At 59.9% G+C, this 24,915-nt stretch carries 14 protein-coding genes and 3 pseudogenes; 11 read left to right on the plus strand and 6 right to left on the minus strand.

Going from position 1 to position 24,915, the window contains the following annotated elements:
• The first annotated feature begins 40 nt into the window (after positions 1-40).
• Positions 41-2,077, plus strand: coding sequence for an NADH:flavin oxidoreductase (locus PFLQ2_RS11845; protein WP_003182615.1), 2,037 nt, complete (start codon positions 41-43; stop codon positions 2,075-2,077).
• A gap of 58 nt (positions 2,078-2,135) precedes the next feature.
• Here PFLQ2_RS11845 and PFLQ2_RS11840 read toward each other — a convergent pair whose 3' ends face one another.
• Together PFLQ2_RS11840 and PFLQ2_RS11835 are read right to left on the minus strand one after the other, a co-directional pair.
• Positions 2,136-2,921: a pyrroline-5-carboxylate reductase family protein gene (locus tag PFLQ2_RS11840; RefSeq protein ID WP_003182617.1), complete on the minus strand. Its 786-nt coding sequence runs from the start codon at positions 2,919-2,921 to the stop codon at positions 2,136-2,138.
• Entirely contained in the window at positions 2,911-3,615 is a 705-nt protein-coding gene (locus PFLQ2_RS11835; protein ID WP_003182619.1) for a TetR/AcrR family transcriptional regulator, read from the minus strand. The genes PFLQ2_RS11840 and PFLQ2_RS11835 overlap by 11 nt, the downstream gene beginning before the upstream one ends.
• Before the next feature lie 547 nt (positions 3,616-4,162).
• Between PFLQ2_RS11835 and PFLQ2_RS30640 the strand changes: the two are divergent.
• The 5 genes and pseudogenes from PFLQ2_RS30640 to PFLQ2_RS11815 form a co-directional block, all read left to right on the plus strand.
• A pseudogene (locus PFLQ2_RS30640) lies at positions 4,163-4,335 on the plus strand (choline ABC transporter ATP-binding protein); the annotation flags it as partial.
• 29 nt (positions 4,336-4,364) lie between these two features.
• Positions 4,365-5,303 carry a LysR substrate-binding domain-containing protein gene (locus PFLQ2_RS11830; protein ID WP_003182623.1) on the plus strand — a complete coding sequence of 313 codons (939 nt, stop codon included), beginning with the start codon at positions 4,365-4,367 and terminating at the stop codon, positions 5,301-5,303.
• A 138-nt stretch (positions 5,304-5,441) separates the two neighbouring features.
• Positions 5,442-6,698 carry an aromatic ring-hydroxylating oxygenase subunit alpha gene (locus tag PFLQ2_RS11825; protein ID WP_003182625.1) on the plus strand — a complete coding sequence of 419 codons (1,257 nt, stop codon included), beginning with the start codon at positions 5,442-5,444 and terminating at the stop codon, positions 6,696-6,698.
• 9 nt (positions 6,699-6,707) lie between these two features.
• Positions 6,708-7,844 carry a hybrid-cluster NAD(P)-dependent oxidoreductase gene (locus tag PFLQ2_RS11820; protein WP_003182627.1) on the plus strand — a complete coding sequence of 379 codons (1,137 nt, stop codon included), beginning with the start codon at positions 6,708-6,710 and terminating at the stop codon, positions 7,842-7,844.
• 85 nt (positions 7,845-7,929) lie between these two features.
• Positions 7,930-8,844: a LysR substrate-binding domain-containing protein gene (locus tag PFLQ2_RS11815; protein ID WP_003182630.1), complete on the plus strand. Its 915-nt coding sequence runs from the start codon at positions 7,930-7,932 to the stop codon at positions 8,842-8,844.
• A 274-nt stretch (positions 8,845-9,118) separates the two neighbouring features.
• On the opposite strand, the gene PFLQ2_RS11810 is transcribed toward PFLQ2_RS11815, so the two are convergent.
• On the minus strand, positions 9,119-10,102 hold the full coding sequence (locus tag PFLQ2_RS11810; RefSeq protein ID WP_003182632.1) for a lipase family protein: 984 nt from the start codon (positions 10,100-10,102) through the stop codon (positions 9,119-9,121).
• 408 nt (positions 10,103-10,510) lie between these two features.
• Between PFLQ2_RS11810 and PFLQ2_RS11805 the strand changes: the two genes are divergently transcribed.
• A complete protein-coding gene (locus PFLQ2_RS11805; protein ID WP_033046110.1) occupies positions 10,511-12,163 on the plus strand; it encodes a hypothetical protein in 1,653 nt (550 codons plus the stop codon).
• Between the two features lie 225 nt (positions 12,164-12,388).
• Here PFLQ2_RS11805 and PFLQ2_RS30840 read toward each other — a convergent pair.
• Positions 12,389-12,526: pseudogene (locus PFLQ2_RS30840) on the minus strand (hydrolase); the annotation flags it as partial.
• Between PFLQ2_RS30840 and PFLQ2_RS11800 the strand changes: the two are divergent.
• Positions 12,519-12,800, plus strand: a pseudogene (locus PFLQ2_RS11800) (LysR substrate-binding domain-containing protein); the annotation flags it as partial. The pseudogenes PFLQ2_RS30840 and PFLQ2_RS11800 overlap by 8 nt on opposite strands.
• A gap of 102 nt (positions 12,801-12,902) precedes the next feature.
• A complete protein-coding gene (gene alaE, locus PFLQ2_RS11795; protein WP_003182639.1) occupies positions 12,903-13,103 on the plus strand; it encodes an L-alanine exporter AlaE in 201 nt (66 codons plus the stop codon).
• Between the two features lie 46 nt (positions 13,104-13,149).
• Here the strand turns inward: alaE and PFLQ2_RS11790 are convergent, their stop codons facing one another.
• Both PFLQ2_RS11790 and PFLQ2_RS11785 read right to left on the minus strand, forming a co-directional pair.
• The gene (locus PFLQ2_RS11790; protein WP_003182641.1) at positions 13,150-14,550 is read right to left on the minus strand and encodes a diaminobutyrate--2-oxoglutarate transaminase; all 1,401 of its coding nucleotides are present in this window, start codon (positions 14,548-14,550) and stop codon (positions 13,150-13,152) included.
• A 23-nt stretch (positions 14,551-14,573) separates the two neighbouring features.
• The gene (locus tag PFLQ2_RS11785; RefSeq protein WP_003182643.1) at positions 14,574-14,789 is read right to left on the minus strand and encodes an MbtH family protein; all 216 of its coding nucleotides are present in this window, start codon (positions 14,787-14,789) and stop codon (positions 14,574-14,576) included.
• A gap of 201 nt (positions 14,790-14,990) precedes the next feature.
• Between PFLQ2_RS11785 and PFLQ2_RS11780 the strand changes: the two genes are divergently transcribed.
• Together PFLQ2_RS11780 and PFLQ2_RS11775 are read left to right on the plus strand one after the other, a co-directional pair.
• Positions 14,991-15,977 (plus strand): TauD/TfdA family dioxygenase, encoded by a 987-nt coding sequence (locus PFLQ2_RS11780; protein ID WP_003182645.1) that lies wholly within the window; start codon positions 14,991-14,993, stop codon positions 15,975-15,977.
• Between the two features lies 1 nt (position 15,978).
• Positions 15,979-24,915, plus strand: coding sequence for a non-ribosomal peptide synthetase (locus tag PFLQ2_RS11775; RefSeq protein ID WP_003182647.1), 8,937 nt, complete (start codon positions 15,979-15,981; stop codon positions 24,913-24,915).

The raw sequence follows: 24,915 nt of genomic DNA on the forward strand, positions 1-24,915 counted from the left end.
CAAAACCAAGCCTGATGTTCTGTTCCCGGAGCTCAACACCATGTCCAGCGATCCTCTGTTGCAACCCTATAAGATCAAGCACCTGACCCTCAAAAACCGGATCATGACCACCTCCCATGAGCCCGCTTATCCTGTCGACGGCATGCCCAAGGATCTGTACCGCGCCTACCACGTCGAACGGGCAAAGGCCGGGGTCGCGCTGACCATGACCGCCGGCTCCGCCGCTGTCTCCCGTGACAGCCCTCCCGTGTTCAACAACGTGCTGGCGTACAAGGATGAAGTGGTCAAATGGATGAAGGACCTGACTGACGAATGCCACGAACATGGCGCGGCGGTAATGATTCAACTGACCCACCTGGGCCGGCGCACGCGCTGGGACAAAGCTGACTGGCTGCCGGTGGTCTCGCCTTCCCATCGTCGTGAAGCCTCTCACCGGGCCTTCCCGAAAAAGTTGGAAGACTGGGACATCGATCGCATCATCAAAGACTACGTCGATGCCGCCGAACGCATGAAGGCGGCCGGGCTCGATGGCCTGGAGCTACAGGCCTACGGGCACCTCATGGACCAGTTCTGGTCGCCACTGACCAATGACCTCGACGGTCCCTACGGTGGCTCGCTGGACAACAGGCTGCGCTTCACTTTCGATGTCCTGCGCGGCATCCGCCAGCGCTGCGGCGAAGATTTCCTGCTCGGGGTGCGCTACACCGGCGATGAAGACTTGCCCGGCGGCTTCGGTGCCAGTGACGGCCTCCAGATTTCCCACATGCTCAAGGACAGTGGGCTGGTGGACTTCCTCAACGTCGTACGCGGGCACATCGATACCGATGCGGGCCTCACCGATGTGATTCCGATCCAGGGCATGCGTAACTCCCCGCACCTGGATTTTGCCGGCGAGATTCGCTCGGCCACCGGCTTCCCGACGTTCCATGCGGCCAAGATCCCGGACGTCGCCACGGCGCGTCACGCCATCGCCTCGGGCAAGGTGGACATGATCGGCATGACCCGGGCGCACATGACCGACCCGCACATCGTGCGCAAGATCATCGAAAAACGCGAAGAAGACATCCGCCCTTGTGTCGGCGCCAACTATTGCCTGGACCGCATCTACCAGGGCGGCGCGGCGTATTGCATCCACAACGCCGCCACTGGCCGCGAAACCACCATGCCCCACGACATCCCCAAGGCGCCGGCCAAGCGCAAGGTGGTGGTGATCGGCACCGGCCCGGCGGGCCTGGAGGCGGCGCGGGTCGCCGGTGAGCGCGGCCACGACGTCACGGTGTTCGAAGTCGCCGATCAGCCCGGCGGGCAAATCCGCTTGACCGCGTTGAGCGAGCGTCGTCGCGAGATGATCAGCATCATCGACTGGCGCATGGCGCAATGCGAACGACTGGGCGTGAAGTTCCACTTCAACACCTGGGCCGAGGCCGAGACGGTCATGGCGGAAAAACCAGACGTGGTGATCGTCGCCACCGGCGGCTTGCCCCATACCGAGGTACTCAAGCAGGGTAATGAACTGGTGGTGTCGACCTGGGACATCATTTCCGGCGACGTCAAGCCCGGCCAGAACGTGCTGATCTTCGACGATGCGGGCGACCACGCGGCGCTACAGGCCGCCGAGGTCATCGCCAACAGCGGTGCAAAACTGGAAATCGTCACGCCGGACCGGTCGTTTGCGCCGGAGGTGATGGCGATGAACCTGGTGCCTTACATGCGTAGCCTGCAAGACCTTAACGTCACCTTCACGGTCACCTATCGGGTCGATTCCGTAGAGAAGCGCGACGGCCAGTTGGTTGCCAATTTCGGTAGCGATTATGGCCAGGTGCATAAGCAGCGAGTGGTCGATCAGGTCGTGGTCAACCACGGCACCCTTCCCCTGGACGACTTGTACTTCGACCTGCGCCCGCACTCGAGCAACAACGGCGCGGTGGAGCAGCACGACCTGATCGCCGGGAAAACCCAGAATATCGTGACCAACCCTGAAGGCCGTTTCCAGCTGTTCCGGATCGGCGACGCGGTGTCGGCGCGTAATACCCATGCCGCCATCTATGACGCGCTGCGGTTGCTCAAAGACATCTGAAGTCATGCCCCTGGCCTTATGGATCAGGGGCGATTTTTATATTCAGCACGAGGCTTGATCAGGCTTGGAGCCCCTTGCGGGCCACCGCCGCCCCTTCCTGCAATGCCCTGCCGATCTGCTCTTCGAAATGACTGTGGCTCATCACCTGCAAAGCCGCGGCCGTCACGCCCCGATAGGCCACCAAGGCATCGATCATCTGCTGAGCGTCATGGCTGGCCAACAACTGGCTGCTGTTTACCACGACGTTCTTCGCCGCAAGCTGTGCGATGTCAGAAGGAATGCCGGCAGCCATCGCCTGATTGGCCAGCGCAGTCATCAGCAAGGCAGGAAAAGCCGGACCGGTGCCTGAGAGCGCCGAGAGGTAATCGATGAAGTCCTCTTGCTGAACCTCAGCGGCTGTACCCACGCATTCGAACAGGCGTTGTACGAGGCTTTTCGTTGTCGCCTCCATCTTCCCAGCACAATACCAAGGCGTGAAGGACTGCTCGATTTCCACCGCCGCGTTGGGCATCGCCCGCACGACCGCCGAAGCCGAGGTCTGCGTCATGATCGTCTGCGCCTTGATCCCGGCCATCAGGGAGATAATTGTTTTGCCAGTCGCCTTGATGTTCAGGTTGGCGAAATGCTCGGGTCGAACCGCAAGGATCACGATGTCGCTGCGATCCACCAACGCTTGGTTATCCGTCACCAGGCAGGCACCTTGTTGCGCCAACGGATGACTGCCCGAGCGGTTGGAGATAACCAGGTTGCCCGCCTGCAGCAATGCCTTGGCCAGCACGGCCTTGGCGATCGCGCCGCCCAGCCAGCCGGTTCCGCCAATGATGCCCAGGGTTTCATGACTCATTGGCAGCGCCTTCGAACGTGTCCGTCAAGGGCACGAAAACCCCGGACTCGATTTCGGCGTAGCCGAACTTGCCGTAGAAACGATCCAGCTCGCGCTGCTTGGGGACTTTCCCGGTGAAAATGCTCACGTAATGGGGAATGCGCTGGAAGCGCACGGTGATCAACTCGGTGGTGTTCATGGTGATGTAGCCGATCTGGGTCAGATAGATCGTCCGGGCCCGCGCATCGGCACTCGGGCTATCGTAGCCAAAGCGCTTGAACATGTTCGCAAGAGCGGTCATCCGCTGTTCGTCCACAGTCGTGACCTCTTGGGCGACCTCAGCCGACTGCAACGCCCAGCTGCGTACCGCGAATTCGAATTGCGAGTCGAACAGCTGCGGATTGAGCCAGCACTCGAACACATTCAGGATCGCCTCGGAGATGCTTTCGGCATAACTTTCGCTTTGGCGAATCAAGCCACCCGTATTGGTCTCCCGCCAGCGAGAAAGCAGGGCCGCCAGCAGTTGTTCGCGATCCTCGAAGAACCAGTAGAAGCTGGTGCGTGACAAACCCAAGCGCTTGGCCAGAGGCATGACCCGAACCGAATCGATGCCCGACTCTTTGAGGGCCTCGTAGGCCGCTTCCAGCCAGCCTTCTGGCGAGCCCCGCCAACCTGCGTCCTGGGCTTTGCCACGAGCCTTTCCTAACTGGGTCATCCTGCATCCCTCTTTTCAATAATGCGCCACGCAAATGTACTTTGATGACCGATAAATGTACACCGAAGAACATTTTATTGACTCTTCTCCATTTCAATGCCCTTGAGAACAAAATCATTAATGACAAAAACTCATGGACCATTGACTTAAAATGGTTTGTCTACGAAGTGCACCTGGATAAATATCTTCCACAGGCAAAAGACTCCCCTGCCCAAGCTTCGATAACCAACTCACGCGAAGGTATCGCGCACTCGCTTTTTGCTCCCTGAAAACCTGGCGCACAGCGCTGTGGCCGACGGCTGTTCGCGAGCGTTTTTTTCCATCGGCCGGATGAGTGATATGTGGATTGCACAAGAAAAGCTTCCACTGGGCGAACACATCGCCCGGCATGTTGAATGGTTGACTGAACATGGCGCAGGTATTTTCAACGCCATATCGCTGTTGTTGTCTGGCGTCATCACAGCGTTCACCAGCGCACTCCTATGGTTGAACCCTTTGGCGTTGATCGCCATCTTTGCGCTGCTCGCCTATTACATCGGCGACCACCATGCGCGACGCCCTGCAGATTCGCTACGAAACGGGCCATCCCCTGATCGTACGGGACGAGGCCGGTATCGTTCTGGGCATATTGGGCGACGGTGAACTGTACGGGCACCGCTGGGACACAACCTGTCGCACCCTGTGCTTGCTGAGCCCGCAAAAGAATCTTCGGTGGCGTGAGTCACCCGGCACGGCGTTGGAACACACCTATGCAACCCGGCGATATCGATAAAAAGGTCAAGGGCTATCGGCGGCTGATACCGTCAATGACGGCATTGCTGGAATTCGAAGCCGTGGCGCGGTTGGCCAGTTTTACCTTGGCCGCGCAAGAGCTGGGTGTGACCCAGGCGGCCGTCAGCAAACAAATCAGATTGTTAGAAGATACGCTGGAGACCAAGCTGTTCCATCGGCTTCATCGAGCAATCAAGTTGACCCACGAAGGTTATGTCCTGCACCTGGTCGTCGCCGAGTCCATTCATCGCATGGCCAGTGTCTTCGACAAAATTGCCGAGGGCATTGGTGAACAGGAGATCACCATCGCCTGCACGGAGGCGTTCTCTCATTTGAGAATACTTCCCCGGCTGATTGCACTGCGCACCCTGCAGCCGAAGTTGAAGTTGCGCCTGATGACGCAGCAAGCCTCCCCCGGTTCATACCGGGATGACGTCGACCTGGCCATCCGTTTCGGCGATGGAAAATGGGAGGACGGCAGTTCGGTTTTCCTGTTCGATGAAGAAGTGTTTCCCGTTTGCTCGCCGGCCTGGCTCGCCGCCAACCCGGCGCCTTCATCCATTACCGATTTTCTGGACACGGCGCTGATTGACTCCGATTCCACCCTTGAAGGCTGGATGACCTGGAACCGTTGGTGCCGGGAACTGGGCGATATGCGCCCCAAGCTCAATTATTCATTTCGCTGCAGTTCCTACAACGACGCGATCCAGGCGGCCATTCAAGGCCATGGCATTGCACTGGGTTGGAGTCGGCTGATCGCGCACCGGCTCAACAGCGGTGAGCTGATCAGAATTACGCCCTACATGGTCACGCCAAAAGACGCCTATTACCTGGTGATTCCGAGCGGTCGAAAAGTTGAGCCCATTACCCAGGCGCTGGTCGATTGGTTGCGCGATGACAGCCATCTAAGCCACTGATTAAAAAGAATTAAATAGTACTTTTACGCATAACGCAAAGTTATGCGAGCGTGAAAATAAAGCGCGTTGACGGTCTTACCCCATCTTTCCAAACTGTACTTGCCGCCTGATCAACTTTGAGTTTGAGCGAGACCCATAATGACTATCAATGCCGTGAAAACCCATCGTGAACTTCTGACCGACCGCACGCCCGGCCATGGCATGCCAGGCGGTTTGTTTGGCCGCCAGGATATTTTTGAAACCGACGTCGATGTCTTCTTCACCAAACACTGGATTCTGGTGGGTGTTACCAGCGACATCCCCGAACCCGGTGATGTCTCGACCATCGACATTGGCAAGTCATCCATCCTCCTGGTGCGCGACGACGACGAGCATGTGCAGGCGTTTCGCAATGTCTGCCGTCACCGCGGGGCTCGTTTGAAACAGGCCGGCAAGTCGACGGTGGGCATGCTGGTCTGCCCCTACCACCAGTGGAGCTACGACCTGGACGGCAGCCTGAAACACGCGGCACACATGGGCCAGGACTTCGACCCTCAATGCAAAAGCCTGATCCCTGTGCACACTCGGGTTATCGGCACCCATGTCTTCGTCTGCCTGGGCGACGAACCGCCAGAAGACATCCTGTACCTTGACCAGGTCATGACACCGCGTTTTGCCCAATATGACCTCGCCCACTCAAAGATCGCCTACGAGTCGGAAATCATCGAGAACGGCAATTGGAAACTGGTGATCGAGAATAACCGCGAGTGTTATCACTGCGCCGCCACCCACCCGGAATTGACCGCCTCTTTCCTGCCGGAAGATTTCGGTTTCTGCACCGATGGGCTGGGCGAGGATTCACTTCAGGCATTGGCGGAGTATCACCGCCGCAACGCCGATACCAAGGACAACTGGGAACGCGAAGGCTACATCTGCGATGCGGTTGAACACTTGGGTGAAGACGCCGTGACTCAATTTCGCTCACAGCGACTGGCCATTGCCGGCAACGGCGAATCACAGACCCTCGACACCCGCGTGGCGTGCACCCGGCTGTTTGGCGACCTCACCCGCCGCGACTTGGGCGATGTGCATCTCTGGACGCACAACTCCTGGACTCATGTCATGAGCGATCACGCCGTGGTCTCCTACATCATCCCGCTGGCGCCCGATAAAACCCTGGTGCGCACCAAATGGCTGGTCCATGCCGATGCCGTCGAGGACGTCGACTACCAGGTGGATAAGCTGACCGAAGTCTGGGCAGCGACAAACCTGCAAGACGCTAGCCTTGTCGGCATAACCCATAGCGGTACCCAGGATCCTGCCTACACGCCCGGGCCGTTCTCTGCTTTTACCGAAACCTATGTCGACCAGTTCTCTCGCTGGTACGCGGCACGTCTGGCCGCCCATGGCGTGTAAGGAATGAACATGACGACTTATGAAAACCTCACGCGCCCTGCCCCCCCCCCTATAGTTCAACGGTTTACCGACCCGATAACCTGGAGCACGTTCGGCTCGCAATGGCAAAGCGGTGAACAAAAAAACCTGCAATGCCTCGCTGTGCGTCAGGAAACCCATGACGTCAAAACCTTCATTTTTCGCTGTGGGGAATTCAGCGCGCTGAGCTTCGAGCCCGGTCAATTCATCACGATCTCACCGGTCATTGACGGGCAGACCGTCGCCCGCTGTTACACCTTGTCATCCTCCCCCACCCGCCCCTTTGCGTTTTCCATTACCGTCAAGCGCGTGCCTGGGGGCGCGGTGTCGAACTGGCTGCATGACCACCTCAAGCCGGGAGACAGCCTGAAAGCTTCCGGCCCGGCGGGCGGCTTTACACCAGTCGGCCATCCTGCAAACAAGTTGTTGTACTTGTCGGCCGGCTCGGGTGTAACACCCCTGATGTCGATGACCCAGGCGGCCTACGACATGGCCGGCAACTTCGACATTGTTTTTGTACACAGCGCACGCACGCCCACCGACATCATCTTCCACGCGGAATTGACGCGTATGCAGACCGCCATGCCGGGGCTGCGGATCATCAGTGTTTGCGAAGGACTAGGCGACACCGCTCACTGGCAGCAACCGATAGGCCGGCTCGATTTGCCGTTGCTGAGCCAGCAAGTGCCGGACTACAAGGAACGGGAAATCTTTACCTGCGGTCCCCAGGGCTACATGGAAGCAGTCAAGTCGCTGCTCAGGGAAGCGGCGTTCGATTTCGCCCACTACCATCAGGAAAGCTTCGACATCACCGCCCTGAACGAGGAACCGTTGATCGAACGGGCCGCTTCGCTCAATCAGCAGGACGTCTTTTCAGTGACCCTGTCGCGTTCAGGAAAGACATTCAGCATGCCGGGCAATCAGACCGTGCTGGCCGCCGCAAAGAAAGCCGGCGCTATCGTGCCCTCCTCCTGCAGCCAGGGCGTTTGTGGCACCTGCAAGACCGCCCTGCTGCAAGGTACGGTCGAGATGAATCACAACGGCGGTATTCGGCAACGGGAGATCGACAAAGGCCTGCGTTTGCTGTGCTGCAGCAAGCCCACTTCAGACCTGGTACTTGATCTTTAGCATTGCATCGCCAATAAGGTAGTCAAGGCACACGGGCTTCTGCACAATCTCTGTGCGCTTAATACTTATAAGACAGTGAAGCCTGATGAAACTGCAACCCTTGCCACCCCTCAATAGCCTGGTGGCATTCGAGGCCGCCGCCCGCCACTTGAGCTTCACCGTGGCGGCACGCGAACTGAACGTCACCCAAGGCGCCATCAGCCGCCAGGTGCGCTTGCTCGAAAACTATCTGGGCACGGCGCTGTTCACCCGCACGACCCGAGAAATCAACCTTACCGCCACAGGCAGCCAGTATTACGAAAGCGTGCGCGACACGTTGCAGCAAATCGCCCAGGCCACAGCGGGAATACGTCATTGGCAAGGCGCGCAGCAGGTCACTGTCGTCACCAGTACGGCAATGGCGTCGTTGTGGCTGCTGCCGCTTGTGTCGCAATTCCAACGCCAGAATGAAGAGATTGACCTGCGCATCATCGCGACGGATCACGTCAGTGATTTTTCCCGACTGGACTGTGACCTGGCGCTCTATTACTGCAGTACGCCGCCCAAAAACATGAAAGTCACACCGTTATTCAACGAAGAGATTTTCCCCGTGTGCAGCCCTGCCTATCTGGCGCAGCACCCAGGGATTGAGACGCTGGAACAGTTGGGTGGATGCACCTGGTTGTGGCTGGAAGACCAGCACAGGGATTGGATTGGCTGGAAAGAATGGTTCCAACGCCTTGGTTACCCAGCGCCCGAACCACGGCGGCGGATCAATATCAACAGCTACGCCATGCTGATCCAGTCGGCGCTGGCTGGCCAGGGGATCGCCCTGGCCTGGTCGGGCCTGCTCAGCAATCACTTGCAAACCGGTAACCTGGTGCAGCCAACACAAACCATCCTGCGTACCGACGCGCAGTTCTGCCTGCTTGAATCTCACGGCCGATCCCCAAACAGACAAAGCGTCAACCGCTTCCGCCAGTGGCTGATGACGCATCTGACGGAGACGGTCGATGCTTGAGTAACAGTCTTGAGTAGCGACCTAAGCTATTTCGAATCCAAGGGGTCTATTTTCTTGCCGAAGCAGCAAGAGATGTAACCAGGGATCAGGATGGTCTGGGTGATCTCATTGTTCTTCAGCGATTCGTTAGTCGAGAAAAAACACAAAAAAATTCGTGCGCTGATGCTTGAGCAGCGCACGGCCAATCTAACGGACGATCACTTACGGGCCTCCAGGATCAGATTGAAGGGTGTTTCTGTCGCACGGCGCAGGTGTTTGAACCCAGCCTGCCCTACTAGCTGCCGAACGGCGGCATCGGTATATCGGCGGGCTGCAGGCCCACCAGTGTCATGTATTCATAGATGTGCTGATAACCGGTTTGAGACTTGTAGCTTGTGCAGTCGGGTTGGGGTTTCCCACAGAGCCGCAGCTCCATGTTCGCGCTGCCCATTCCCCATTGCGTATAGTTCAGGTTGTTATTCACAACCTTGTCTATGCCGGAACACACCGTGTTCCTTGTGTCTTTATCAATGGGATTGCTCTCATAAAGGGTCAGAGAGTAATCGAGAGACGTTGCGCACCACGCCATCGGAATAACATCCAGGGTGTTGTAGATACGCAGCGCATTACCGGCCATCTGCTTATTGAAATAGCTGGCGAAAAAGCCATCTCCCGCCGTGGGCGCAGCAAAGGTCTCGCAGAAGAAAGTGAAGCCCGGAAATTTGTCCTTCAGATAAAGCGCGAGCACTGACATGAGTGCACCGCCGAGGCTATGACCAACCAAACGGATGTTCGTCCCACTTTGCTGCTTTCCTAGAAAATCGCTCAGTGTACCCTGAGAATTAGAGGCCGTCGTCAGTATCGCGTTAACACCATCCGCCGTTCCTTGGGCAATACTCGCCGCCCCCTGGTAGCCCGGAATAACGCTCTGCAACGGCACCATTGGGAAAATATCGAGATCGTCCACCTGATCCTTCAAAGAATCCGCGAGGGTCCCACTCGTCACCACGACGATGTCGTTCCCACTTCTCCCGCCGGTCAGCACCACGGTGATGTGCGCCGTGTACTCGCCATCCGTTACCAGCGCGGGGCCCCAAGCTACGGCATAGCCACCGCCTACCTTCGAGCCATTGAGGCGCGTAAGAATATTGTCTTTGACCTGGCTCGGCGTGGGGTTCTTGATGTCTTTCCAGGACTGCGAATACAACGCCGCATTATTGACCACGAAAGCATGTGTAAGACTGATTTGCCTTTGCAGAAGTGTGTCTGGGGTAGTCATGACTGCTCCTTGTCTCGAAGAAAGTTTTCAAAGGACCCAACGAAAACCTATGGCAGCCGTCGATCCTTCTGGGCCAGCAAGACCGAGTGTAGACGCAATTTTTTCAAGCGCGAGGGTGATGCCGCCTGCTGGGCTATTCCGGCCAGGCTTGCTGCCACATCAGCGGGTATTTGTCTGACTCACGCAAGGTGAGTTGGGCAGACGCTTACAGTGATGGGAATAAATTAATGAATTAACCGCTCTCCTTTTGGAACGTTTTTTCCACCACGGTCACTCAGGTTTAAGAATGTCGCCGCTCATAGCGTCCAGGTTGAGATGTGTCGAAGCGGGGAGTGATTTATGGGTGGGTGCGTAGGCCACCGGGATCGTTTGCATTCTTCTATCTGCCGATCACCAGAGGGTAATGCCATGGATACGATTAATGTAAGTGCAAGCCGCGAGCAGACGCGTGTACCTGATGAGCTACAGCACGATGCAGTGCAACAGGCCCCTCACTCTCCTAACCTCGGCGCTATCGGGTTAGCGATGAGCATGCGGCTTGAAAAACATTTCGAGGCTCACCTCGAAACAGACGCTGGCTCCGGTCAACCCGCTGCCCCGGCCTCAAGCGTGCGCAACACGGAGCTGAACGCCATTCGCGATGACCGTGCTCAACGGTTAGAGGCAGGAGGCTACAACGTCCATGACATGGAGAAGGCGGAGAAAAACGCAGCCAGAGCCGACAGACTGTTTGCGTCAATAAAGTCAGGTATGGGGGGAACGCCCTTTGCGGCGCTTACCGAGGCAGGTAATTTCAAGCCGTCCATCCTCCAGGTAGCGGGCCAGCATGCCAATACAGTACGCGAAGCGGCTATAGAGAACGCTATGTCATGCTTGTATGCCGGCATGGCTGATGCTGCCGGCAATAAGATGATTGCAGGCTTCAAGCCTGGTTATTACCTTAAACCCGATAGCGACACACTGCACCCGTCGCTGCAAGCATCGGTGGCGGAAAAGCTGCTGGCATTGGACAAAGGTCCATTGCGCAATGCCTTCGACGAAGCCAATAAATGGCTCACCGGGTTTGCCGTACGTAATACCGCAATGTACGCGTCGACGCTTGCCATGACGGCTGCTGGCAAAGAGAATCTGGATGCAATCCTGCAACCCGCCCTGCGTCCAGTCACGGCTATCATCGTGGGTATGGCAATTGAACATTACAATGTGAGCCGCGATCGCACGAACCATTTAGCTGATCCTGCAATGCTCTATGGTCGTCGAGATGCTGTACCTGAGGGGCAGGCTCATAAGCCTGTCGCTCAAGAGACCGAATGGCTGGATGACTTCGAGACTTTAAAGGATCTCGATGCCACTGCCCTGGTTAAGATGGTCTCCGCGCGCCTTGGTGAAGGCGCGGCTACGGCTCTGAATGCGGTCATCAGCGGCGACGCCTTGAAAGAGATAGCAGACCCGGTCAGTGTTGTAGGAAACGGTCTCCTGATTGGGGGGTTTTCTGCGATGGGCGCGGCTACAGCCGCCACAGCTAATTTAGCCAAGTCTAAGGAGCTGGGAAAAATGGCGGCTACCGCAGCCTCGGAGGGTGTAAAAAATGTATTGGGTACTCTGGCTTTCGGGCTGTGGGCAGCTGGCGCCTCGCTAGGTGGGTCAGTGCCGAAAAAAGCCACTGCGGTGGTCGATGCCCATGTACCAAAAGCAATAGAAGGGAGCGCAGATGCAGTCGGCAGGGTGGCGGTCAACGGCGGTGAGCTTGCGCTCAAGACATCGCTCACCGGTGTCAAATTTGCCAAGGAGACAGCTGTTTCAGGGGCCAATCACACCAAACATGCAGCTCAAGCGGCAAAGGATGGAGTCATCAGCGCCGCTAGCGCCATTGGCACCACCTCTCAATCGACCTGGCACAAAAGCATTGGAGCTCTTAGGCAACGAACGGTGGACACTTCTCAAGGCCAAGCCATTCCGGGTCAGGACATACCCATGCAGCCGCTCGCAGTTACGCAGGGCCAAGCATCGTCCTCAGCGCCCATGCGCCCCCCTGCTCAGGATGATAGCGATATCGTGTAGCAGCGTTCCTCGGCGCTCATAGTAATTTTTCCTTAACCTTTGGTTTTAGTTGGATCAGGGCTAGGAACATTACAGTCACCGACCTTTCGAAGGATGCCTTGCATATCTATGTAAGTCTGGCATCGCTGATCGCTGCCAGCCACATCACTCGAAAACCCATGGGCTCCTTCTAAATAAAGGCAGCGCCCGCTTTCGCGAGCGCCACCTTCATCAACTACCCGCTGATCAGGCCTTCTTGCCCGCCTCCTCCAGGGTCTTTTCAGCATTGAACCCGTCGAAGTTCGCAAACACGCCCATAAAGCCCGGCACGGTCACTTCGCGCGCCCAGTCGCGCTGCAGTTCGCAGTACATCTGCTTGCGCGTCGCGGTCCCACTCTCGTTCGGTCCGACTCATTTCGCGCCTGTACTGGCGGAAATGGCACGCCGCCATCCTCAGCTTCATATGCAGACCTGCTACAGCGATCGCTTCGTTGACCTCATCACCGAAGGGTACGATTGCGCAATCCGGGTGGGTTACCTCCATGACTCCAACTTGATCGCAAGGCGTATTGGCCCGGTCTACACCAAGCTCGTCGCGAGCCCTGACTACATCAAGGCGCACGGGGCACCCGCGACCGCAGGGCCGGTGTCACATCAGGATGAAGCCCTGAGGGCATTATCGTAGGGTTGGCTGAGGGAGCGACGGGCGTGAATCAAGGTCCAACGCTTTGTTTGTCCAAGCCAAGACAGGAGATGTGATTTGATTCGACGCCCGCAACAGTCAATGCGTCGAACTGCATTTTTTGCAGACACAACGGCGCTGATCCTGTTTTTCACAACCACCGGCATTATCAATGAACGCTTCATTGCCGGCATGACATGGGATCAGGTTCTTCATGCGCGCCTTCTGGGCGCAGCGTTGATGGTGCCCGTCGCGAGACCTATGGGTGGCTCAGCCTGATCGGACAGCACCGGTTATTTACCGGTGTTATCCGACCCAGCGCTCATCAACTCAGCGCATGATCCAACGCGATCTGGAACTTCTCCACCAGCAGATCGATCTCCGCCGCCTGGATCGTCAACGGCGGCAGGAACCGCACGACAGCCCCATGACGCCCACCCAGCTCAATAATGACGCCCTCTCGCAGACATTGGTGTTGGATGGCCTTCGCCATGACGCCGTTGGCCGGTGCGACACGTGCGCCCTCGGTCGCCGTCGAGACGATTTCGACGCCCACCATCAGGCCACGTCCGCGAACCTGCCCGATGCACGGGTAGTCGCGTTGCAGCTGCCGAAGTTGAGTCATCAAGCGCTCGCCCATGACCTCGGCGTGGGTCGCCAGGCCTTGTTCCTGGAGGTAGCGCAACGTCGCGGTGCCCGCAGCCATGGCCATCTGGTTGCCCCGGAAAGTACCGGCATGGGCCCCAGGTTTCCAGAGGTCCAAGGCTTCGCGGTAAACCATGACCGCCAGAGGAAGACCACCGCCGATGGCTTTGGAAAGGACCAGGATATCGGGCTCGATTCCCGCGTGTTCAAACGCGAACATCCGTCCGGTACGGCCTAATCCGGTCTGGACCTCATCGACGATCAACGCGACACCGTGCTGCAGAGTCAGTTTACGCAACCCCTGAAGCCAGCGCGCCGGCGCGGGAATCACGCCGCCTTCCCCCTGCACCACCTCAACCACCACCGCGGCGGGTGGAAGGACTCCAGACTCGGGGTCCGTCAATAATTGCTCGATGTAGCTCAGCCCCGCATCGATCCCCGCCTCGCCGCCGATACCGAATGGGCAGCGGTAATCATAGGGATACGGCAACACCTGCACGTCCGCCATCAGCGAGCCGGGCAATTGCTTGGGCCCCAGGTTGCCCATCAAGCTCAAGGCGCCCTGGGTCATGCCGTGATAACCACCGGAAAAACAGAAGATACCTTTGCGACCCGTCGCGATCTTCGCGAGCTTGAGGGCCGCTTCAATCCCGTCCGCCCCTGTCGGCCCACAGAATTGGATGCGCGCTTGCGCTGCGAATGCCGGCGGCAATGCCGCGAACAGCGCCTCGACAAACGCATCCTTGACCGGGGTGGTCAGGTCGAGTGTGTGCAAGGGCAAGCCGGAATCGAGTGTCGCTCGCATCGCGTCGATGGTCACCGGATGGTTGTGACCGAGCGCCAGTGTCCCGGCACCGGCCAGACAATCCATGAACACCTGGCCGCGCGTGTCCTGCACGTAGAGCCCATGGGCCTCCTTGAGGGCCAAAGGAATACGTCGTGGATAAGAGCGCGCATTGGATTCGCGTGCGGCCTGGCGTTCAAGCAAGTCGTCCGGCGTGAATTCACGCGGTGGCTGCTGACGGAAATGCTCGAGGGTGAAAATCGAACCGGACTCGGTCCAGCGATGAAGACTTTCCATGCGAATGTCCTTATAGGCGAGCGTCAGCGCTGTGGGGCGGCTTGCAGGGCCGTACGCAAACTGAGTGGGCGCATGTCCGTCCACTGCTCCTCGATCCAGGCCAGGCACTGGGCCTTGTTTCCCTGGTGGCCGGCCGCACGCCAGCCCTCGGGCAACGCCTTGTAATCCGGCCAGATCGAATACTGTTCCTCGTGATTGACCACCACGACAAAAGCGCTTTCAGGGTTATCCCAACTCATTTTTCATTTCCTTGTACGAGCGTTATCCAATAAAGCCTGAGGCCTGCGAGAGCGATGATTCTGGCAGCCAAAAACCAATAATGCGAATGTTAATAAATATTATTAACACCTGCATTGAGTATCGGATAGTATTTCTCGCCTCCAATAAACGCACTACAAAGTGGCGTTTCGACACATGACCAAAAAATGAGGGAACGATAGATGGGACGGGACGTCGGGCATTCATCAGGGTTATCCGTGCGCCCACTTCTGGTGCACAAAACGTTGCCATTGCTGGTTGAGCCGCTTGACCGCACACGTCCGTGCCTGAGCGAGCTCCACGGGCTGGTCGAGGACCACTTGCACGAGGCCGGCGCCCTGCTTCTGCGCGGGTTCGATGTGCTCGGGGAACATGCCTTCCAGGCGCTTGCCCGCGGTTTCGGCCATGAGTTGCTCACGTACGAGTTTGGCTCGACCCCGCGCAAAGCGATTGAGCCAGGCGTCTACACGTCGACCGAATACCCCGCCCATCAAACCATTCCCCTGCACAACGAGCAGTCCTACACCCTGCAATGGCCCATGAAGATCTGGTTCCACTGCGTCCAGCCGAGTGTCGAAGGTGGCGAAACGCCTATCGCCGACAGTCGTCGCATCTTCCAGCAGCTCGATCCCGCCTTGCGTCAGCGCTTCATCGATAAACGGCTGATGTACGTGCGCAATTACGGCAACGGCCTGGATTTGTCCTGGGAACAGGCCTTTAACACCGAGGACCGCGCAGTGGCTGAAGCCTACTGCCGGGCCAATCGCATTGCGTTCGAATGGAAGGACGACGGCGAGTTGCGCACCCGCCAGATCTGCCAGGCCGTTGCCCGTCATCCTAGAACCCAGGCGTGGGTCTGGTTCAACCAGGCGCACCTGTTCCACGTGTCCAATCTTGCCCCGGCGATCCGTGAAAGCCTCATGGCGGTGGTCGATGATGATCCGTTCGATCTGCCCCGTAATGTCTATTACGGCGACGGCAGCGAGCTGGAAGAAAGCGCCCTGGAGGACATTCGCGGGGTGCTGGCCGAGAACAGCGTTTATTTCCCCTGGGAAAAAGGCGACGTACTGATGCTCGACAACATGCTGGTTGCCCATGGGCGCGCCAGCTTCAAAGGGCACCGACAAGTGATCGTCGCCATGGCCGAACCTGCCCAGGAGCAAAACTGACATGACGTCCACCCTCTTGCAGCCGGCCAGCCCCGGCCAACAGGCCCTATGGCAGTTTCACCAGCTCAACCCGAGCAGTCATGCCTACAACATGGTTGCCGCGCGCGAGCTGCGAGCAGACCTGGACGCCGCAGCGCTGTGCGCAGCCTTCGCGCGCATCGTCGAACACTGCGAAACGCTGCATTGCGGCTATCGGGAAGTCGAGGGGCAACTGTGGATGTCGCGCCCCGAGCAGATCAGGGTCAACGCAACCTGGGAGTGCCTCGACGACCTCGACACGGCGGGGGTCAAGGCGTGGATCGAACAGCATGCCGACCAGCCGTTCGATCTCGCCTCGGCAGACATCTGTCGCCTGCGCTTGCTGCGCAATCAGGGACGACTTTATTTATGCATGGCGGCGCACCACATCAGCGGCGACTTCCTCAGCGTTGAATGGATGCTCAAGCTGACCTTCGCCGCCTACCATGCCCAAACCACAGGCGAACCGCTGACCCTGCCAGAACCAGGCCTGTATTTCGAGTGGTTGAACGACCACCGAGGGATGCTCGAAGAGAGCAAAATCGCCGCCCTGGCCAGTTACTGGCAAGGGCAGCTCAGCGGGGCGCCCTCAGCCCTGGAACTGACACCGGACCGCCCTCGCTCACGCACGCCCAACTACGAAGGTGACGAATTCGAATGCCTGCTCGATGAGCGCCAGAGCAGCCATTTGCGAACGATGGCCGACGCCCATGACGTCAGCCTGTTTGTGCTACTGGCCGGGCTGTTCCAGGTGTTCCTGCATCGCTGCAGCGATCAGGACGACTTCCTGATCGGCACGCCGACCATGGATCGACACAAAGCCAAATACAAGAACCTGATGGGGTTTACCCTCAATAGCCTGCCGCTACGCGCGCGCTTCGAGCACAACCCGACCCTGGCCGATTGCTTGCGCGACGTCGCGCAACAAATGCGTGAAGGCTTGCGTCATCGCCGCTATCCATCGGTGCGCATGCAGGAACATCTCGGCAACGGCCCGTTGTTTCGCTGCATGCTGACCTACATGCCCAGCCGCCGCGATGATCAGTTCGGTGAATACAGCGTGCAAGAACACCTGTTCACCCAACGCGGCGCGGCCAACGACCTCAATCTGCGCTGGCAGGACGATGGCGTCCAATTGCTCGCGCAATGGCGTTTTCGCACTGACCTGTTCGATGCGCGGCGTATCGCCCGCCTGGCCGAAGATTTCGTCTGGTTTGCCGGTCAGGCCCAGCAGTTTCCCAACGTACGGGTCAGCGACCTGCCAGCCTGCCCACCGTCCGCTGCGTCCAGCTGCCAGGGCCCGAACAGCCAGCCAGCCTTTGCAACCGCTGTCGAAGCCTTCGAACATCAGGTACGCACGCACCCTGATCGAATCGCCCTGAGCGATGCCAACGGCTCACTGACCTACGCCCAACTGGACCAGGCAGCCCAAGCGCTGGCTCAACAGTTGCGTAGCGCCGGGACAGGCCCTGGCCAGATTGTCGCCCTGGCCCTGCCGCGGGGCCGCGCGTTGATGACGGCCATGCTGGCCAGCTGGAAACTGGGCGCGGCTTATCTATGCCTGGACCCGGCGCTGCCTGAATCACGACGCCAGCAGCTGCTTGATGACAGCGCCGCCAGCGTATTGATCGGCCCTGATCAAACCCTGCGTTGCCTGACCCAAGGCACGGGCAGCGCGGCGATAAGTCCGCGGTCCGCCCACCCTCGGCAACTGGCCTACCTGATCTATACCTCCGGTTCCACAGGCACGCCCAAAGCCGTGGGCGTCACCCAGGGCAACCTGATTCACTACGTCGATGGGGTGATGCGCAGTCTTGCGCTGAGCGAAGGCGCCAGCCTGACGGCCTTGGCCAGCGTGGCCGCGGACCTGGGCTACACCGCCTGGTTTGGCGCGTTGCTGACCGGCCGGACCCTGCGCCTGATCGACGAGCAACTGGCCGCTGACCCTGAAGAACTGGCGCAAAGCCTGGCCGCCGCGCCAGTCGATTGCCTGAAGATCGTGCCTTCGCACCTCAACGCCCTGCTCGCGGTTGCCGCCCCGGAACGCCTGCTCCCGCGCCAATGCCTGGTGCTGGGCGGTGAAGGCCTGGACCTGACGCTGGTCAAGCGCCTGCAGGCGTTGCTGCCAAGCTGCCGGATCATCAACCATTACGGCCCCACCGAAACCACCGTCGGTTGCCTGACCCAACCTGTGACAGGTGCCGAGGAGAGCCTTTCCGGATTCGCACCGATTGGCTCGCCACTGGCCAATGTCGATGTACACGTGCTCGATCGCTATCTGCATCCGATGCCACTGGGCAACGCCGGCGAGCTCTATATCGGTGGCCCTGGCGTTGCCGATGGATACCTGGGGCAGCCAGGTCTCACGGCACAGCGTTTCATCCCCAACCCGTTCAGCGGCGCGGGCGAACGCCTGTATCGCACCGGTGACCGCGCGCGACTGCTGCCTTCCGGCGCCGTGGAATTTCTTGGCCGCATCGATGATCAAGTCAAGATCCGCGGTTTTCGCGTCGAGCCAGGGGAAATCGAAGCCTGCCTCAAGGCCTGTGACGGCGTGCGCGAGGCCGTCGTCGTGGCGCGGACACTCGGCGACCAGGAGGCGACAAAACTGATTGCCTACCTGGTGCCGGACTCCGGGCTGGATCGCGAACAGCTGCGTCGACAACTGGCTGAGCAACTGCCCGAGCCGATGCTGCCGAGCCTGTACGTCGAGCTGAGCGAACTGCCTCGCCTTGCCAACGGCAAAGTCGACCGACACAACCTGCCCTCGCCACAACAGAGTCCGCGACAAGACACGCTTGAGGTTGCGCCTCGCGATCCGGTTGAAGCGCTGCTGATGACGCTGTGGTGCGAGGTACTCGGCAAACCCTCGCTGTCGATCCACGACGACTTCTTTGCCTTGGGTGGCGACTCGATCCTGGCGCTGCAATTAATTGCCGGCGCGCGCAAGGCGCAACTCAAGTTCACCCCGAAACATTTCTTCGCACACCCCACCATTGCACGACTGGCGGCCACGCTGGAGTCGCCACTCCGGGATCTGGAAGCGCAATTGCTCGGGCTCTGGACCGAGGTGCTGCAACGCCCTGACCTGAGCCGGGACGATGATTTCTTCGCTGTCGGTGGAGACTCGATCATCGCCCTGCAGTTGATTGCAAAGGCGCGTAAGCAAGGCCTGCGATTCAGCCCGAAAGAGCTTTTCGCCCACCCACGTATCGAAGCGCTGGCCAGCCTGCTCAGTCGCCGCGAACAGCCATTGGCCGCTGCGGCCCCTCAAGTGCCGGCAAAAAAACCACCGGCAGTATTCGCCCTCAGCCCAGTCGAGCGCAAAGCCCTCGACGTCCTGGCCGGGACCGAGCTGGAAGATGCCTATCCCTTGTCGCCGCTGCAAAAAGGGTTGCTGTTCCATAGCCTGCTGGAAGATGGCAACGGCGTTTATGTCAATCAGCTGCAAGCCGAGTTGCAAGGCCCGCTGGACCCCGAGCGCTACCTGGCGGCATGGCGCGATACCTTCGCCGCGCATCCGCTGATGCGGACCGGGATCCTCTGGCAAGGCCTGGAGGAACCGCTACAAGGGGTTTATCGCGACCTGCACTTGCCGGTACGACAACTGGACTGGAGCACCCTCGACGAACCCCAGCGCCAGCAGGCCATGGCCGATTATTGCCAGGCCGACCGTGCCCTGGGCTTCGATCCGCAGCGCCCGCCCTTGCAGCGCATCGCCCTCATCCGGCTCGACGAACGCCGCACCTGGCTGGTGTGGAGCCGCCATCACCTGATCGCCGATGGCTGGAGTTCGGTGATGTTGATGGAAGAAATACTTGCCCGCTACAACGGCCTGGCGGTCATCCGTCGCCCACCTTATCGTGACTACATCGACTGGCTTGCCGCGCAACCGGACACACAGAGCCAGGCTTACTGGCAGCAGCGCCTGGCAGGCTTCGAAGGTGCCGGCTCTCTGCCCGCCCTGGCCGTCGCCGAAAGCGCGGCGACCGCGCAGTACTACACCGCCGGCCTGCAACTGGACGAAGCCCAGACCACCCGGCTGAACGCACTGGGGAAAAACAACCGGGTCACCCTCAATACGCTGATACAAGCGGCCTGGGGCCTGCTGCTGGCGCGCCATAACAACCAGCCGGATGTCATGTTCGGTGTCACCAGCAGCGGACGGCCGGGCGACCTGCCGGACGCCGGGCAGATGCTCGGCGTGTTCATCAACACGCTGCCGCTGCGTTTGCAGGTCGACTCCGGGTTGACCTTGGGCGACTACCTGCATCAGGTCCAGGCGATCAGCGTCGCCATGCGCGAGCATGAGCAAACGCCACTGGCTGAAATCCTCCAGCAGCACCCACGGGGCGCTGGGCTGTTCGATACATTGCTGGTGTTCCAGAACCTGCCGGCCCTGGGCGAACGGCAACTGCAATCGGGCGATTTGACGTTCAAGGTCATGGATAACCTTGAACAGACCAGCTACGGCCTCACGGTCGAAGCCTTGCCCGGGCGCCGCCTGGAGGTGCTTTTCAGTGCCGACGCCCGACGCCTGCCGGTCGAATCGCTGCAGGCGCTGATCAATGATCTGCATCGGCTCCTGCTCGCCATGGACAGCGCACCGGACATCCGTCTCGAACAGTTGTCGATCCTGACCACGGACGAGCGTGCCCGCCTGCTTGACTGGGGAACCCATCGGGCCGACTACAGCCTTGACGACACCTGGGAGCAACGGGTGGCCATGCAAGTCGCCCTCCACTCCGAGCGCTTGGTTGCACGTTGTGCTGATCAGTGCCTGACCTATGCCCAACTCTGGCAACGCTCGGAAGTCCTGGCTCGCGGCCTTCAGGCATTGGGCGCACAACCTGACCAGCCGATTGCCTTGCTCGCCGACCGGGGCCTCGACTGGTTGTGCCTGATGGTCGCGACCCTGCGTGCAGGCTATGCCTGGCTAGCGCTGGAACCGTCCCAGCCGCCGGCACGCTGGCAGCAGGTGCTGGCGCGGCTACAGCAGCCTTTGGTGATCAGCACCCCCGATTACGCAGAGCGCCTGATCTCGGTCTACCAAGGCAAGCACGCCTCGCCAGGCGACCTGGTGGAAATGAGCAGCCTCGGGCGTCTGCCGCACCAAGCGGCACGTCAGGACCAACTGGCCTATGTGCTGTTCACCTCGGGCTCCACCGGTCAGCCCAAAGGCGTGATGGTCACGCGCGCCGGCATGCTCAACAACATGCTGGCCAAGCTGGAACCCCTGGGTCTGAACCAGAACGATGTGATTGCCCAGACCGCACCGGCCTGCTTTGACATTTCTGTCTGGCAAGCACTCACCGCCCCGTTGTTCGGCGCTTGCGTGGAGATCATCGGCGACAGCGTCGTACGCGATCCCCAGGCATTGCTCCAAGTCCTTCGTACGCGCCAGGTCAGCCTGTTCGAGCCGGTCCCGGCGTTGTTGCAGGCGATGCTGGAAAGCCAGGCCGACCAACCGGTGCCATTGCCGGATTTGCGCTGGGTACTGCCCACCGGCGAAGCCCTGCCGGTGGCAACCACGCAGCAATGGTTCAGCCATTACCCGCACATTCCCCTGATGAACGCCTACGGTCCGGCAGAGTGTTCGGATGACGTGGCCTTCCAGCCCTTGCGCACCGCACCCGATCAAGGCACCAGCGTCGCGATCGGCCGGCCCACGGCCAATGCCGAACTGTACGTTCTGGGCCACGACCTGCAACCACTGCCCAGCGGCGTCGTCGGAGAGTTGGCCATCGGCGGCATCGGCGTCAGTCGCGGCTATCTGGCGGACCCGTCGCGCACCGCCGCCAGCTTCATTCCCAACCCGTTCGGCGAGGCCGGCAGTCGTCTTTACCTGAGCGGCGATCTGGCGCGCTGGGGCGATGACGGCGTGTTGCAGTATTTCGGACGCAAGGATTTCCAGCTCAAGCTGCGCGGCTTCCGCATCGAACCTGGGGAAATCGAAGCGCATCTGGAACGTCACCCGGACATCCTTCGCGCCATGGTCAGCCTGCAACGGCTGGGCAGCAGCGAGATGCTGGTGGGCTACTGGCAGGGTCGTCACGGACACGCACTCACCGATGCCGCGCTGACGCAGTTCGTCCTGGAGGGTTTACCCGCTTACATGGTGCCCTCCCTGTGGGTGCAGATGGACAGCTGGCCACAGAACGCCAACGGCAAAATCGATCGCAAGGCCTTGCCGGCCCCCACGCTGCACAACGCCGAGATCGATCCCCCGCGCAGCGCCAACGAACACTTGCTGGCCGAGCTATGGGCGACGTTGCTGCCGCCCCAGGCGCTGGGACGCAACAGTCACTTCTTTGAAGCCGGTGGGCATTCACTCCTGGCGACCCGCCTGATCGCCCGCATTCGCCAACGTTGCGGCCTGGAACTGGCGCTGCGCAGTGTTTTCGATGCGCCGCTGCTGTGGCAACAGGCGCGGTGCCTGGACGTTCTCTCGACTCAACCGGCCAAGACCGCCAGCGCGCCCGAGCTGCGACCCATCGAGCGCCAGCAACACATGTCCCTGTCCCTGAGCCAACACCGCCTGTGGATGATCGATCGCCTGCATGGGCCATCCGCGGCCTACAACATGGCCGCCACCCTCAGCCTGCAAGGTTCACTGGACATCAGCGTCCTGCGCGCCACGTTCAATGTGCTGTTGAACCGTCACGAGGTCCTGCGCACCGCCTACTCGGACATCAATGGCGAACCGGTTTCGCTGATCGCAGCGCACCTCGACATGGAGCTGCCGCTGCGCGATGTCTCCCACCTCGACGCCGAACAACGCCAAGCTGTGGCTGATCAGGAGAGCCTGGACAACTTGCGCCTTCCCTTCGATCTGGCACAGGCACCCTTGATCCGGGCGCGAGTACTCAAGCTCGACGAGCGTCAGCATCTGTTATTCCTGAGCTTGCACCATATGGTCGCCGACGGCTGGTCGGTCGGCGTACTGATCAATGAACTGAGCCATGTCTATACCGCGCTCCATACCGGCACCCGTGCGCAACTGATGCCGTTGCCCGTGCAATACGCCGACTATGCACACTGGCAGCGTGAGTGCCTGCAAGGTCCAGGCCTCGATAAAGCAGTGGGCTTCTGGCAGCAGCAATTGCGCGGAGCGCCACAGGTCCTCGCGCTGCCGACCGATTGGCCGCGCCCGGCCCAAGCCGATGCGCGGGGCGCCGCCAAGGCCCTGGAAATACCCGCGCCGCTGCTGGCACGCCTCGAGGCACTGGCACTGGTCGAAGGGGTCACCCTGTATATGGTGCTGCTCAGCACTTTCGAAATGCTGCTGCATCAGGTGACGGGCAATGATGAGTTGTTGCTGGGCACCGACGTCGCCGGTCGCGACAACGCCAACCTGGAAGGTCTGATCGGCTTCTTCGTCAATGTCCTGCCGCTGCGCTCGCGTCGAACCGGTGACCAGCGCTTCAGGGATTTCCTGGCCCGTACCCGGGATACCTGCCTGCAAGCCTTCGAACATCAGGCGCTGCCGTTCGACCGTATTGTCGAAGCCTTGCAAGTGCCTCGCGAACGCAGCCGCAACCCGTTGGTGCAAGCCTTGTTCGTCCTGCAGAACACGCCCCCGGCCGACTTTGCCATTCCCGGTCTGGAGGTGCGCGTGCAGCCACCGGCGGAGCGCACCAGCAAGTTCGACATGGCGTTGTTCCTCGAGCGCCAGGGCGATGTCATGCGCGGTGATTGGGTCTACGCCCGCGCACTGTTCAAGGGCGAACGTATCGAGGCCTTGATCAGCGCCTGGCTGAGCCTGCTGCAACAGGTCGTCGAGCAACCCCACGCCGCGCTTGCTCATTTCACCCTCACATTGCCCTCTGTGGAGTCGTCCGCCTTGGCTCATTCGCCCGTGCCGTCGAGCAAGCTCGACAAACTGAAAAAAATGCCGACCCGCGCCACGGCGGCGCCCAAGCCGCTGATCCGCACCGCGCCATTACTGCCGGGACAGGAATTTCCCTTCATGATCGAACCCTGCGTACCCGACCTGGATCCGGTGGGATGGGCACAAGGCTCGCGGGACCTCATCGACACCCTGCTGTGCAAGCACGCCGGGCTCCTGTTTCGCGGCTTTGCCCTGGACGACGCCAAGGCCTTCGAAGCGTTCGCCGAGGCCATCCACCCTGGCCTGTTCGGCGGCTATGGCGACCTGCCGAAGAAGGAAGGCGGACGCAATATCTACCGGTCCACGCCTTATCCGGAGCGGGAGATGATCCTGTTCCATAACGAGAGCTCGCATTTGCCCCGCTCTCCGCGCAAACAATGGTTTTTTTGTGAACAGCCTTCGCCTGTAGGGGGCGCGACGCCTATCGTCGACTGCCGCGAACTGTACCGCCGCTTGCCGACCGCACTGGCCGAAAGATTCGAAAGCAAAGGGCTGCTTTACGTGCGCACGTTCACCGAGCGCCTCGATGTCAGCTGGCGAGCGTTTTTCAAGACCGAGAACCGCGACGAGGTCGAGGCCCTGTGCCGGGCCAGCGGCACCGAGTTCAGCTGGTTGGCCAATGATGAGCTGCAAACCCGTACCCGTTGCCCGGCTGTGATCCGTCACCCCTTGAGCGGCGAGCGCAGCTTCTTCAACCAGATTCAATTGCACCACACCTTTTGCCTGGATCCTCAGGTACGCGAAGACTTGCTGCGGATGGTCGGGCCGGAACGTATGCCGCGCCAAGTGTATTTCGGTGATGGCAGCCCCATCGACCCTGAAACGATGGCGCTGATAGGTCGCCTCTACGAAGCCTGCGCGGTGCGTTTCGACTGGCAACGGGGCGATGTGATCATGCTCGATAACTTGCTGGCCGCCCACGCCCGTGACCCCTTCGAGGGCCCGCGAAAAATTGTCGTCGCCATGGGCGATCTGCATGAGCCGGCCCGCCTGGCCGGTCACAACAACGCAATGGAACTGCAGGATTGA

Source organism: Pseudomonas fluorescens Q2-87 (assembly GCF_000281895.1).
In the GTDB taxonomy this organism is placed as follows: Bacteria; Pseudomonadota; Gammaproteobacteria; order Pseudomonadales; family Pseudomonadaceae; genus Aquipseudomonas; species Aquipseudomonas fluorescens_S.